9 protein-coding genes and 1 pseudogene are annotated in these 13159 nt (G+C 58.2%); 7 read left to right on the plus strand and 3 right to left on the minus strand.

Features of this window, described 5'->3' with window-relative positions; genetic code table 11:
* Positions 1 to 257: 257 nt before the first annotated feature.
* From SH661x_RS08720 to SH661x_RS08740, 5 genes and pseudogenes are all read left to right on the plus strand, one after another.
* Positions 258 to 581, plus strand: a pseudogene (locus SH661x_RS08720) (FKBP-type peptidyl-prolyl cis-trans isomerase); the annotation flags it as partial.
* Positions 582 to 742: 161 nt separating this feature from the next.
* Positions 743 to 1732 (plus strand): GTPase, encoded by a 990-nt coding sequence (locus tag SH661x_RS08725; RefSeq protein ID WP_437230026.1) that lies wholly within the window; start codon positions 743 to 745, stop codon positions 1730 to 1732.
* A gap of 167 nt (positions 1733 to 1899) precedes the next feature.
* Positions 1900 to 2724 carry a rhomboid family intramembrane serine protease gene (locus SH661x_RS08730; protein WP_437230028.1) on the plus strand — a complete coding sequence of 275 codons (825 nt, stop codon included), beginning with the start codon at positions 1900 to 1902 and terminating at the stop codon, positions 2722 to 2724.
* A 330-nt stretch (positions 2725 to 3054) separates the two neighbouring features.
* Positions 3055 to 4425 (plus strand): BBP7 family outer membrane beta-barrel protein, encoded by a 1371-nt coding sequence (locus SH661x_RS08735; RefSeq protein ID WP_437230030.1) that lies wholly within the window; start codon positions 3055 to 3057, stop codon positions 4423 to 4425.
* Between the two features lie 130 nt (positions 4426 to 4555).
* Positions 4556 to 5341, plus strand: a complete 786-nt coding sequence (locus SH661x_RS08740; protein ID WP_437230032.1) for a ferritin-like domain-containing protein — start codon at positions 4556 to 4558, stop codon at positions 5339 to 5341.
* Between the two features lie 220 nt (positions 5342 to 5561).
* Here SH661x_RS08740 and SH661x_RS08745 read toward each other — a convergent pair whose 3' ends face one another.
* Positions 5562 to 7544: a hypothetical protein gene (locus SH661x_RS08745; RefSeq protein WP_437230034.1), complete on the minus strand. Its 1983-nt coding sequence runs from the start codon at positions 7542 to 7544 to the stop codon at positions 5562 to 5564.
* A complete protein-coding gene (fhcD, locus tag SH661x_RS08750) occupies positions 7541 to 8467 on the minus strand; it encodes a formylmethanofuran--tetrahydromethanopterin N-formyltransferase (RefSeq protein ID WP_437230036.1) in 927 nt (308 codons plus the stop codon). The genes SH661x_RS08745 and fhcD overlap by 4 nt, the downstream gene beginning before the upstream one ends.
* A 506-nt stretch (positions 8468 to 8973) precedes the next feature.
* Between fhcD and SH661x_RS08755 the strand changes: the two genes are divergently transcribed.
* On the plus strand, positions 8974 to 10011 hold the full coding sequence (locus SH661x_RS08755) for a hypothetical protein (RefSeq protein ID WP_437230038.1): 1038 nt from the start codon (positions 8974 to 8976) through the stop codon (positions 10009 to 10011).
* 154 nt (positions 10012 to 10165) lie between these two features.
* Positions 10166 to 11590, plus strand: coding sequence for a hypothetical protein (locus SH661x_RS08760; protein ID WP_437230040.1), 1425 nt, complete (start codon positions 10166 to 10168; stop codon positions 11588 to 11590).
* 268 nt (positions 11591 to 11858) lie between these two features.
* On the opposite strand, the gene SH661x_RS08765 is transcribed toward SH661x_RS08760, so the two are convergent.
* Complete coding sequence (locus tag SH661x_RS08765) at positions 11859 to 13100, minus strand: homocitrate synthase/isopropylmalate synthase family protein (protein ID WP_437230042.1); 1242 nt, start codon at positions 13098 to 13100, stop codon at positions 11859 to 11861.
* Between the last annotated feature and the right edge of the window lie 59 nt (positions 13101 to 13159).

Here is a 13159-nt window from a genome sequence, read left to right on the forward strand (position 1 = left end):
GGCGACGTGGTCGCCGGGATTTTCTTCTTAACTTCAACCTTCGGTTTCCGCTCTCCATGAAAACGATCCTCTCGTCCTCTTTGATCTGCCTGCTTTGTCTGGGTTGCGTGACCGGTCCTGAAGAAGTTGCCGCTGAAAAAGAGAAGATGAAGTCTGCGGAGATTCCCGTCGCACAGGCGGATGAACCGGAGAGCGAACCGGCCGACAGTGTCGTCACCGCGAGCGGAACCGAAGCCGAAGAAGGGGATTTCAAGAAAACCAACAACGGACTCCGCTACCGCATCATCGAAGAAGGGACCGGCAAACGACCCACCGCCAAGTCCACGGTGGTCTGTCACTACCGCGGCTGGCTCGACAGCGGCAAAGAGTTTGACAGCTCGCACAAGCGTGGCGAGCCGACTGAATTCCCGCTGCAAGGCGTGATTCCCGGCTGGACCGAAGGGATTCCCCTCATCAAAGAAGGGGGCAAGATCGAACTTGATATCCCCAGCCGACTCGGCTATGGAGCCGCCGGAATCCCGGGCGTCATTCCCCCCAACTCTCGACTGCACTTCGAAGTCGAACTGATCAAGGTGAAGTAGTTCGTGCATCTCAGCTGCACGGCGTACTTGGGATTGCGTTAAAAAAGGTGGAATCAGAAGGCGAGCCGGTGGTGTCAGCCTCCGGATTCCTGGCGATGTCACAGGCTCGCATTGAGTCGCGGAACCGATGCCCCGCACAATTCAGGTGCGGAGAATGTCTGATGCCTGCCAATCTGACTCCTCAATTTCGTCGGGCGGAAGAACAGTATCGTCAGGCGCAGACTCCGCTCGCCAAGATTCAGAGTCTGGAGCTGATGCTGCAGCTGATCCCCAAACATAAGGGGACAGACCGGCTGCAGGGAGATCTTCGGGCCCGGCTGAAAGAAGCTCGTTCCGAACTGCAGGCGGATCAGTCTTCAGGCAAGTCCGGGAGGAGCTACCGGATTCCGCGTCAGGGGGCCGGGACCGTGGTGATCATCGGCGCTCCCAACGCCGGGAAAAGCCGCCTTCTTCACGAACTCACCAGTGCGCAGCCTGAAGTCGCTCCTTATCCCTTCACCACCCGGGAACCTCAGGCAGGAATGATGACCTGGGAAGATCTGCAGATCCAGCTGATCGACACCCCACCCATCACCCGCAATTTTCTGGAAGCCTACCTTATCAGCTTCATCCGTTCGGCGGATCTGGTGCTGCTGTGCATCAACGGCAGTGACGATGATGCCGTCACAGGAACGCTCGATCTGCTGCAGGAAACCGACTCCCGCAAGACGCGTCTCTCCAGTCACAGCGGGTTCGATGAAGTTGATCGCTCTATTGTTCATGTGAAGACGATCTGTGTGATCACTCATGCCGATGCCGCCGATCTGGAGGAACGGCTGGAGCTGCTGCAGCAGATGCGCCCCATGGATGTGCCTTCGCTGCGGGTCCGGCTCGATGATGCAGACGATGTGGAAGAACTGCGGACGGCCATCGCCCGGTCGCTGCCGATTCTTCGGATTTACACCCGTCGCCCGGGGAGTGACATAGCGGATCCGGCCCCGACCGTGCTCCCGCCGGGAGCCACCGTCGAAGAACTGGCCCGGAAGATTCATGACGACCTGGCAGCGCAGCTGAAGTTCGCCAAAGTCTGGAACGTCGGGAACACGGCCGGTCGCACCGTTCAGCGTGATCATCCGCTGGAGGATCTGGACACGGTGGAACTCTTCACCTGAGTTTTGCTGTGAAAGATTTCGTTTTTGAGAGGAGCGGAATTTGAGGAACTGCATGCCCAAAATTCCCCCTCGCGGCTGAATTCCCCTACAATGCCGCATGAACGTATTCGGACTTCATGGCAGCGCTGCGACAAGGGCACGCTGCCTTCCCAGAGAACAGCAGATTCATGCGCAAAATCGGCTCGATTGCATCAGGTTCCCAGGCGGAGCGTTTTCATCATTACCTGACTTCGCGGGGGATTCAGAACCGTGTCGATGCCGTCGGCGGGAGCTGGGAAGTCTGGATCTATGATGAGGAGAAACTGCCTGTCGGCCGGGAAGAGCTGACTGCTTTCACAGCAGATCCCGAGGCGAAGAAGTATCAAGTCAAGGCTCCCCCTCCTCCTGTGCAGAAGCAGCCTGTACGTCGCGCGGCACGGTCCCAGGGTTCGGAACGACTGCAGGTGACGGTCACCGTTGCAGCCCTCGCAGTGGCCATCACGCTGGCGACGGACTTCGGCAAACAGCGAGAACTGACAAACGACCTGCTGCTGGCTCCTTCGTCAGGGAATCTGACGTCCATTCTGCACGGAGAAGTCTGGCGGCTGTTCACTCCCATGTTCATGCATGGGAACTGGCTGCATCTGGGCTTTGGCGTCTACATGTTCTGGATTCTCGCGGGAGCCATCGAGCGGGTGAAGGGAACTCGCGCCCTGCTCTTGCTCATCTTGTTGATCGCCCCAGCTTCCCATCTGACCCAGTATTTCTGGGCAGGTCCCAACTTTTTTGGGATCTCCGGGGTCGATTACGGGCTGTTCGGGTACTTGTGGATGCGTTCTGTCCTGCTGCCGGAGGACGGCTTCTATATGCCCGAGTCGGTCGTCGTCCAGATGGCCATCTGGACGATGCTGGGGATCTTTGGTGTGATCGGCGGCATTGCCAATGGTGCCCATATCGGCGGGCTGGTTGCGGGAATGGCCTTGGGAGCCGCTCCCCGGTTGTGGCGCCGCTGAAATGTGTGAAAGAACCGCGAATCAAACGAATTGAGCGAATGGCTCGCTGAAGCCCGCTCATCAATTGCCTCGACGACGACCTCGCACCGTCGGCGAACATCCATTCATTCGCTGCATTCGCCTGATTCGCGGTTCAACCTCCCCTCTTCCGCGACTTCCTCGGTTCAGGCCTCTTCGCTGGCGGCAGGCGTTCCCGGCAAAATCATCAACTTCGGAAAAGTTTCCCTAAGTTGACGGACCGGAACCGCCGATCTAACCGATACAGAGCATCCGCACGCGGAGGGTCTGGAGTGTTGTGCCTGTGCACAACTGCATTTTTGCGAACAGCGAATGTGGTTGTTAAGTGACATCAGGACAACCGGTTACGGAAAACGCTCGACCAGGATCGGCGACATGAAGTTATGGACAACCGGCATCGTCTTGGCGTGGGGAGCCCTGCTTCCGGCGCTCAGCTTCGCGCAAGAACCTTGGATTGCGCCCGGCCCTGGCTACGGTCCGCCGGCTGGCTATGGTCCTCCCGCAGGCTACGGTCCGCCCGCTGGCGTCGCACCTGCTGGCTACGAATATTGCCCTCCGGGGAATGACCTGTACCAGCAGCTCGTGCCTGAATCCCGCCTGCGCTATAACGACGATTCCCGATGTGATCTGAACATCGGCGAAGCCTTTTCCCGCAGCTACATCCGGCTCGACTACCTGAACTGGCGGATCACCGGCGGTCAGGGAACCTTGCTGGGCGCTCCGAGTTCCAGCGGTGCCGACCTGTCGGGGGATGATCCCGACAACATGCTTCTGGCTGCCGATGCGAACGGTCCTCGTAACGCACCGACCTATGCGATCGTTCCGAGTCTGCCGGATCAGCGGTCGACCCTGAACGGCCTGCGAGGCGTGTGGGGAATCCCGACCCGGGTGGGGACGCTGGAATCAGAAGTCTTTTACTTCGAACAGCTCAACAACGGCGTGAGCGTCGTTCCTCACCTGAGCACCAACTCCATCGGCTTCACCGCTCCTGTGATCGGAGCAACCACGCTGTACAACAACGGAGCCGTTTCCTCCGACACGATGATCCTCTACAGCGAAAGCTACTACGCCCAGGAGAAGGCTTCCTTCTTCGGAGCCGAGTCCAACTGGATCTTCGAACCGTACACGCCGAATGTGCCCGTCACGGTTTCTCCGATTCTCGGATTCCGGTACGTGAGCTTCTCGGACAAGCTGAATATCAGCGGGACCGACCTGCCGGATGCAAACGATCCCACGACACAGATGGACCACTACATCGGCTCTATCGCCCGTAACAACATTTTCGGCCCTCAGGTCGGACTGCGATTCGCCACCACAGCGGGCCGGTTCGATTTTGGTCTGGAACCGAAGTTCGTCGCGGGGATCAACCGGCTGACGCAGGGGGTCTACACCCGTCAGATCTATTCGCCCACGGAAGCCAATCGTTCGGACACCGACCAGAGAACGGTCTTCTCTCCGCTGTTCGATCTCTCGGTTTCGACCAAGTTCCACTTCAGTGATCGTTTCGCCATCTACATTGCGTACGACCTGCTGCTCGGGGCCAACTTCGGCCGGTCCTATGACAACATCTATTACAACGCCCCTGCTCTGACGACCGATCCACCCGAGATCGGGCTGCGGCAGAACCTGGGCGAGTTCTTCGCACAGGGGATCGCGATCGGCGGCGAACTCACATTCCGCTAGCCGTCGGCTGAAATTCACAAAAACGTGATTTTCCACCGGTCAGTCCAAAGTTGATCACTCAATTGCACGGGCGGGTCATTCACTTCACACTGCAACATTGAAGTGAACATGTGTGATTTGAGTGACTCTCATGGAAATTCGTGAATACGCCGAGCAGATTCTCCTCTCTGCGGATCTGGAGGCGAAACTCGTCCCCCCCGCAGGCAGGCTGACCGATGAAACTCCGGGGCCAGCGGTTCGACTGAAGGAACCAGCCCGGTCTGAATCGCTGCAATTCGCACCCCGCCGGGCCGCTCCGAAGATGCCTGCTCTGGGCGCCCTGCAGAACGAAGACAAACGAGGTCTGGCCCACCACATCATGGCCAATCATGAGCTGCAGGCATTGGAGGTGATGGCCTGGGTTCTGCTCGCCTTCCCTGAAGCCCCAGCTGAGTACCGCATGGGGATGACCGATGTCATGCGGGATGAGCAGCGACATACCCGGATGCATGTGGAGCGGGCGGCGCGGCTGGGCTGTCCGTTCGGAAGTCGCAAGGTGAATTGCTACATCTGGAAGAAGGCGATGGCCTTCACGAGTGTTCTGGATTACCTCGCTGGCCTGCCACTGGTGCTTGAGGCGGCCAACCTGGACCACTCACTGGAACTGGCGAGCACGTTTGAAAACTTCGGCGATCTCCGCAGTGCTGCCCTGATGCGACAGATTCATCGGGACGAAATTGAACACGTCCGGTTCGGACTGACCTGGCTGCGGAGGCTGAAGCCGTCCCACCTCGACGATTTCGAAGCGTTTGAACAGCACCTGCACTGGCCATTGCGAGCCGCCAAGGCTCGCGGGAACGAATTTCAAAGAGCCGCCCGCGCAGAAGCAGGAATGGATGACTCGTTTCTCGATCGCCTGGAAGCGGCAGTGGAGTGAGGGTTGAGGGTTGAGGGTTGAGGGTTGAGGGTTGAGAGTTGAGAGTTGAGAGTCGAGAGTCGAGAGTCGAGAGTCGAGCAAAACGCTGCGGCGTTTTGCTAACTCCTAACTCCTAACTCCTAACTCCTAACTCCTAACTCCTAACTCCTAACTCCTAACTCCTAACTCCTAACTCCTAACTCCTAACTCCTAACTCCTAACTCCTACCCACTACGCCCAATCAAAACGGCGGAGCGGCTTGGCGCTCAAGAAACTCGCCCGTTTCATCCGCCTGCCAGACCTGGCGAGAGATCACCTGCTTGTCTGAAACAAGTTCCACCCGGTCTTCCCATTTCAGCACGCCAAAGGGAACCTCTTCGCTGTACCAGACGTCGCGCACGACTCGGCGATCTGTGCCGTTCACTCCCTTGACGGTGGCGTTCGTGTAGCCCACCTGGCAGCGGATCGCATCTTTCCGCAGACGGGTCTTTTCATGGCGGATGCGCGAACTCAGGTACCGCATCGTGCGAGGCATGCCGCGGAAGAAGTCCAGGTCCTCATCCGTGATAGAACTGCCGTCCTGCCGCTGGACAAGAAACTCTTCCACCGGCCGCCCCAGATTGAACTTGCTCACGTCTACGAGATAGCCAGCAACCTGCGTTTCGGGTTGCCGGTCGGAAATCCGACTGATGAGCAGCAGGCGTCTGCCTCCTTCCGCCGGACCGCCGTCCTGCAATCGCAGCTTCTCCCGGCTGCCATCGGCAATCACTGTCTGGAAGACAATCCAGTAGTTCGGCTGCAGATCTCCCGAGGGGAGACTTCCGATCCACGTGTAATGAGCCTTGGAGAACTTGGGGGGCGGATCGGAATAATCGATCCACTTGGCGGCGGTCATCCACTGATAAATCCAGTTCTGTGTCCAGGGTGTGTTCGTGGGATACCACGCGGAAAACACGGAGATGCTCAGGAGCACAATCGCAGTGCTGCGGAACCATTTCTTCCGGCCAAGCAGGCTGAGGATCGGCAGCATGGAGAGCAGCCAGAACGGGGTCAGCCACATCATCCACCGCAAGGAGACGCTGACGCCGCCATAGTTGTAATTCTGGGTTTTTGTGAGATAGAAGCCCAGGGTGGCACAGGTCAGGCCCAGCCCCAGCAGATGGAACATCCGCAATCGCGATTGCCAGTACAACGGTGGGAAGAGCCAGGTCCCGAGCGTCAGTAGAAACATCGGACTGAGAGAAAAAATGCCGTGATGACCCACGGTGCAGTGCAACAGGTATTTCCCCAGGGAGTCTCGCGGTTTATCGATTCCTTTGGGATCCTTCCAGTAGCTGGGGACTCCTTCATATTCAAATTCGTAAGTTTCGGTGCCGTATTTGGTGTAGAACGGCTGCAGGCTTCCGGTGGCCTGATAGTTGGTCCAGAAGAAGGCAGCGAAGACGAGAATCGCACCGGGAGAGAAGTCGATCAGCGTCTTCTTCGCATCATGATGCAGAAGCATGAAGAAGAGGCACAGACCGAACAAGGCTGCGGGAAGTTCGTTACAGACTCCAAACGCCACCAGCACCCCGCACAGGAAATACCGGATCGCGGACGTCCGTTCTTCCACGAGAATTTTCACAGCCTGCGGCAAGGCCAGGAAGAAACAGCTGGCTGCCACCGTGTGATTGTTGAAGACCGTGAGGAAGGGGAGCAGCATCATCCCCCAGCACGCACACGCCATGATGAACAGATGGATCCACAGATCGCGTGAATACCGCTCCACCAGACCTGAGAACTCATACAGCGCCAGTCCCATCGGTACGACGTTCAGCAGGAACAGCAGGATGCGGGTGATCTCGGCGGTATGGTCCGTCAAAGTCCATCCGGTGACCGCTTTCACAGCTCGGTACATTTCCGCCACGATCCGCGGCAACAGCGGCGGCTTGGATGAATAGAAGTGATCTTTATGGCGGACAAGATCAATGGTGTCCCAGCCCGGCTGCTGACGGATTTCATCGATCTGATAGCTGTTTCTCTCCACGATCGACCAGACGGTACACCAGCGGGACCGGTCATTGGCACTTCGCAGGACCGGGGCATCCGCCAGCCGGGCGGTAATGACTGCCATGGAAGCGACAATCATCAGAATGCTGATGCGTCGACCGGAATCGGAAATCAGGCCCGCTCCACTCTCCGGTGCCGTCAACGGAACCTGCCTGGTGTCGAGACGCGAATTCACAGCAATTCCTTCAGATAAAAATGAAACTTGCCGAGCTTGCCTCCGTAGTTCCCGGCTGTGATCTGGAGAAGACCTGGGACCGTCGCTGCGGCCTGCAGACCTGCTCTCATGGCAGACTGAATCGCATCACTGGTCAGTCCGTCGATCACAATTTCGTAGACCGCGTTGCAACCGTCGGGAATATCCGTCTTCGTCAACGGACGGCTGGTGGGACAGTAAGCATCGTTCGTGCTCGCCCGCAGCTTCTTGTACCGCGAACCGACTTTACTTCCCGATCGCACGATCCCTCCCGGAAACGGAAGAATCACGTCGGCACATGTGCGCATGGCTGCTGCGGAGACCTCGGCAGCCTGCAGAGCAGACTCCTGATCGATGGCGCAGAAGATGAGATTCCCCCCGCCGACGCCGGTGGTGGTGTGGAACCTGTCTTCACACAGAAACTCCCCGTCCATGACAGGAATCCGCCAGTAACGCCTGCCCTGAATCTGCTTGGAAGTCTGGCGGCCGTCGCCGAAGAACCGGAGAGCCCCGCCGATCTGAATCCGTTTGTCCTTTTCCCCGTCGGGAAGCCCGTTGTAGCAGGCTGTCGTGGGACAGGTGAGGACGCACTGCCCTACCCGATTTTGTAATGCTTTCTCAAGCCCGTCGCGGCTGAAGGCGAAGACCAGAACAGCAACGCCGGGTCGACCGTCCGGAGTCTCATCCGGCGACAGGAGGCGCTCGACCGCTGCTTCGGCGTCACACGCGATGACGCTGGTGGCATTGCCGCAGAGTTCCGTGGCGGCTGTCATGGCCCAGCGTTCGCTCACAGCTGTGAGGATCAGCCGGGTGGCCTTCATCGGAAACGCTTCCGCAAACGTATCGACGATCTTCACGCCGTGCAGCGAGAACATCTCGTTAGTTGCAGTCGTTTCGGATGCCATAGTCCCGTCCATTGCTAGTGATTGAACGCAGTGTAAGGGGGGTGGCGATGAACGGAAAGGAATCGGGGGGAGTCCAGAGCCCAGAGCCCAGAGCCCAGAGCCCAGAGTCCAGAGTCCAGAGTCCAGAGCCCAGAGCCCAGAGCCCAGAGCCCAGAGCCCAGAGCCCAGAGCCAGCAAAACGCTCCCGCGTTTTGCAATCCCCAATCCCCAATCCCCAATCCCCAATCCCCTTTCCCCTCCAATATTCGAATTGACCTGACTTGTCCGGCTCGGATAAAACTCTGGCCTCCCCCTCAAGAATTCCTTTCCCCCCGCCTTGTCGGTTCAGTCCGCGTTTCGTCTGAAGCAAGTCGAAGGAAATCCCTCGCAGAAAGTTGAGAGCCACGAAAAGGTTTGGCTTCCGGCCCAGGGTTCGACCTGCCGGCAGTGAACTCTTTTGAAACTCTGAACAGCGACGCCCCATTCCATTGTGACACTTCGTATCAGGACCAAGCACTCCTTACGTCATGCGCATCTGCACCTGGATTGCCGTGATTTCCCTGCTGCCTGGGGTGGCATTCGCTGACAGTCTTGAGTTACTGCCAAAATCGAATCGAAGCGTTCGCCCGCGAATCATTCAGGATCTGGAACCGACATTCGAGGAACTTGCTCCTCGAGGCGAGAAGATCGATGTTTCGACGGTCATCGAACCCGAAGTCGGAGTGATCGATCTGCGGCCCCCTTCCATTCCCCTGGGTGACTTTGGAACGCCGGAAGAGCCCAGCTGGCTGGACGGTTTGATTGATGATCATCTGCTCATCTGGCATGAAGTTCCGATTGGGACTCAGGTGCTACCCCGCGCAGGAACCGCCTTTGGGATGACTTCGCTGGGAGTGAAATTCGACGTTGTCGGGAAAGGCCCGATGTGGGTGAGCGGCAATTTCGGCTGGAACTTCTTGAGCGGACCCGACACGGCCGCCGTCGGTCCCCAGACGTACGACCTGGGGCTGGAACTGAACTACGCGAAAAAGTTCAATGACGTCTGGGGTGTGCATCTGAACGTTTCGCCACTGCTGGCCACCGATTTTGTGAACAACACCAGCGACGCCTTTCGCATGTTGGCGGGCGGACTGGTCTCTTACCAGGCGGATGATGTGACCAGACTGGTCGCTGGCATCAGTTACCTGGATCGCCCCGATTTGAATTTCCTGCCCATCGCCGGGTTAAAGTGGTCGGTGACCGAGAATCTGCAGGTGGACATGCTCGTCCCACGCCCCCGGATTGCGTGGCGGTTCAACAAGGAAGAAGTTCAGGAGTCGTGGCTGTTCCTGGCGGGGGAAGTCGGAGGGGGCTCGTGGGCGATCGAACGAGATCCCAAACTCGCGGACCGGATGGGCTATCGCGATCTGCGCTGTGTTGGAGGGATCGAGTACAAGCAGCAGAGCGGCGGCCGGAGCGTGTTTGAAGCCGGGTACGTATTTAACCGCCATATCCAGTTTCAAAGCGGCCCAGGAGACGTCAATCCCGGGACGACGTTTGTGATCCGCTGGGGGCAGTTTTACTGAGAATGGGACTCTCGGAGCGGGAAATCGAGAACTTCGCTTTCCCGCGATCCGGTCTGGTGATGAATTCTGGTTTCGTCCTACAATCTTCTCATCCAGCTTTGCGTTCAGAAATTGGACCTGAGCAGCAGACGCTGGAGATTCATGGAGGATTGAGATGTTTCATCACGGGGACCGCTCTTCGTATCAGCCTGCGCGATCTGGCGTGCTGGCAATTCTGATCGGCCTGATGGCAGCGACTGCTTCCGCGTTCGCTGACGCTCCGATCAAGATCGCTGAGTCGCCGCTTGAACAGCGGACTTACCAGACTCAATCCCAGATCACGACGACAGGGAAGGTGCAAGCTGCCACTGGAGGAGGAAAGAAAGAGGATCTTGAACTTTCCGCCAGCGTCACCTTCGATTTCCTCAGCCGCAGGCTCCCGTCCGGCGGGCGTGACGCTCTCGCGTTGAGAGAAGCCCGCGAGTTCAACCAGGCTTCTTTGACAACGTCTGTTTCCGGGTATCAGACCAAGACCGATCTGCCCGCGGACCGTCAGCTGATTGTCTCCAACGGCAACCGTGAAGGAATCATCAGCTACAGCCCGCTGGGAACGTTGACACGGGAGTCGCTCGATCTGCTCGAGATTCCCGGCGACCCGCTTGCACTGCTGGCGTTGCTTCCTCCGACGGAAGTTCGTCCTGCGGAAGAGTGGGTTCCTCCCGACTGGGTGATGCAGATGCTGACGGGAGTGGAGGCTGTCGAAACGACGGAACTGAAATGCCGGCTGGAACAGGCCACTCCATCCACTGCGAAAGTGACGTTTCAGGGAAAGATCAAAGGGCAGCGGCTCGGGACGAACACCACTGTAGGTGTCGTCGGGGCGATGCTGTTCAACCTCGAGCAGAATTACCTTTCTCAAGCGAAGACGGTTTACACCATTACTTCGGATGTCGGAACGGTGAATCCCGGACTGGACATGCAGGTGACGACGGTGCTGGCCCGTAAGCCTGTCGAGAATGTGGGGAGACTGACCGATCAGTTCATTGCGGCAGTTCCGCTGGAAGCGCCGGAAGAATCGCTGGGGCTGCAGTACCTCGCCGATCCCTGGGGAATGTCATTGGAACATGGCCGCGACTGGCATCTGTTCCAGGCCGTTTATGACGCCGCCGCGCCGGTTGCGATTCTCCGATTGGTAGAACTCGGGAGTCTGGTTGCCCAGTGCAATCTTTCCCCGGCCCCTCCCGCGCCGGGCGGACAGACAACCCCGCTGGAGAAGTTCGAAGCGGATATTCAGCAGTCGCTGGGAGAACGTTTTGGAGATGTGGTTTCGCGTGAGAAGCTGCCGACGAATGATGGCCGGCAGATCTACCGCGTGGAAGTCAGCGGAAATGTGGTGATCAAGAGCACGAAAGGGCGCGCCGATATCCCGATGCTGTGGATCTATTATCTCGTCGCTGACCCCAATGGTCGGCAGGCTTCCTTCGTTTTCTCTGTCGAGCCCCATTTAATGGAACAGCTCAGAGGACGGGACAAGGATCTGGTGAACAGCCTGAAGTTCGTCACCCCGCTTCAGAACGCCAGCCGCGCAGCCGGCCAGTGATCAGTCAGCGGCCCCGTGGGGGTGGGAATTTTACCACGGAGGCGCGGAGACACGGAGAAGAACAACCGCGAATGTTGCGAATCCGGCGAATCGTTTTGGTAGTCGTGTTCCTGATTCAGTAACACGATTTTGAACACGTCAGTCTCAAACATCAGGCGTGCGGAACGAGGCAGTTTTACGAAAAGATTCGCTCAATTCGCCCCATTCGCGGTCCCTCTCCCCCCTCCGTGTCCCCGTGTCTCCGTGGTGAACTCACCTCCCGCCGGACTCAATCCGGCAGGGCGATTACGCGCTCGGCGATTTCGCTGAGGAGACCATTTGTGATGACTGCTCCTTTGGGCAACAGCTTGATGTGATCCAGCACGTGGACCACATCGCTTTCTTTGACCTGGAATCCCAGCTCTTCAAGTCGATGCCGCACGGCTCTGCGTCCGCTGTGCCGCCCGAGGACCAGCTGAATCTCTCCTGCTCCGACCCGTTCAGGACGAAATGGCAGGTAGGTGTCAGGATGTTTGAGCAGGCCGTCCTGATGAATTCCCGCTTCCGTCGCAAAGATGTTGTCCCCCGCCACCGGCTGATTGACTGGGATCGGGATCCCCGAGAGTTCCGCCACGAGTTTGCAAAGCGGAGCCAGCTGCGTCAGGTCAATTCGTTCCGGCTCCCCATATTCATCAGGATGCAGCGACATGGTCAAGGCAACCTGCTCAAGGGCTGTGTTCCCTGCCCGTTCGCCAATGCCATTCATCGTCCCCTGAACGACATTCACCCCTTCCTGAATCGCCGCCAGAGTGTTGGCGACCGCCAGTCCCAGGTCGTTGTGAAAGTGGACGGCCAGCAGAGCGCGGTCCAGGTTAGAGACTTCATCCTGAATGCGGCGAATCGCATCCCGTGATTTCTCCGGCGTCAGAATTCCGACCGTATCGGGAAACCCGACTGTCGTCGCCCCGGCATCGATGGCCGCTTCGTAGATCTCTTTGAGAAAATCGGGCTCGGTCCGGCTGGCATCTTCCGGACTGAACGCAATGATCTCGAAACGTTCCGCAGCGAATGCGATGGCGTTGCAGACCAGTTTCAGAATCTCCGTCCGTGACTTCTGTAGCTTGTGCTCCCGATGCAGCGGACTAGTCCCGCAGAACAAACTGACTCCCCGTTTGTGCTGGGGGCGTCCAGCGAGTGCCTCATCCGCCTGTTGAATGTCGTCGGGCAATGTGCGGCATAATGCGGTGAGGACCGGGCGTTTGATCACCGGGACCATCATTTTGATGGCCTCGACATCTGCTGTGGAGGAAGCCGGAAATCCGGCATCCAGCGAGTGAACCCCCAGAGCTTCGAGTGCCTGGGCGATCCTCAGTTTCTCATGGGGTTCCAGAGTTGCCCCCGGCATCTGCTCGCCGTCGCGCAGGGTCGTATCACTGAACAGCAGTGTTCCGCTGCGGCGGTGATGTCGAATGATCTCGCGTTTGATTCGGTTCTTGGCGGCGCGGGAAAGTCTGGCGAAAAAACCGGGCATCTTGAAAAAACCGTTCTAAACCATACTGGTTTATCAAGTTCAGGCGTTTCAGGGCTTCT

It is taken from the genome of Planctomicrobium stercoris, assembly GCF_051465655.1.
GTDB lineage: Bacteria > Planctomycetota > Planctomycetia > Planctomycetales > Planctomycetaceae > Planctomicrobium.

Coding starts and splice junctions, on each gene's coding strand:
- SH661x_RS08725 (WP_437230026.1), top strand. CDS start 743: ATGCCTGCCAATCTGACTCCTCAATTTCGTCGGGCGGAAGAACAGTAT.
- SH661x_RS08730 (WP_437230028.1), top strand. CDS start 1,900: ATGCGCAAAATCGGCTCGATTGCATCAGGTTCCCAGGCGGAGCGTTTT.
- SH661x_RS08735 (WP_437230030.1), top strand. CDS start 3,055: ATGTGGTTGTTAAGTGACATCAGGACAACCGGTTACGGAAAACGCTCG.
- SH661x_RS08740 (WP_437230032.1), top strand. CDS start 4,556: ATGGAAATTCGTGAATACGCCGAGCAGATTCTCCTCTCTGCGGATCTG.
- fhcD (WP_437230036.1), bottom strand. CDS start 8,467: ATGGCATCCGAAACGACTGCAACTAACGAGATGTTCTCGCTGCACGGC.
- SH661x_RS08755 (WP_437230038.1), top strand. CDS start 8,974: ATGCGCATCTGCACCTGGATTGCCGTGATTTCCCTGCTGCCTGGGGTG.
- SH661x_RS08760 (WP_437230040.1), top strand. CDS start 10,166: ATGTTTCATCACGGGGACCGCTCTTCGTATCAGCCTGCGCGATCTGGC.
- SH661x_RS08765 (WP_437230042.1), bottom strand. CDS start 13,100: ATGCCCGGTTTTTTCGCCAGACTTTCCCGCGCCGCCAAGAACCGAATC.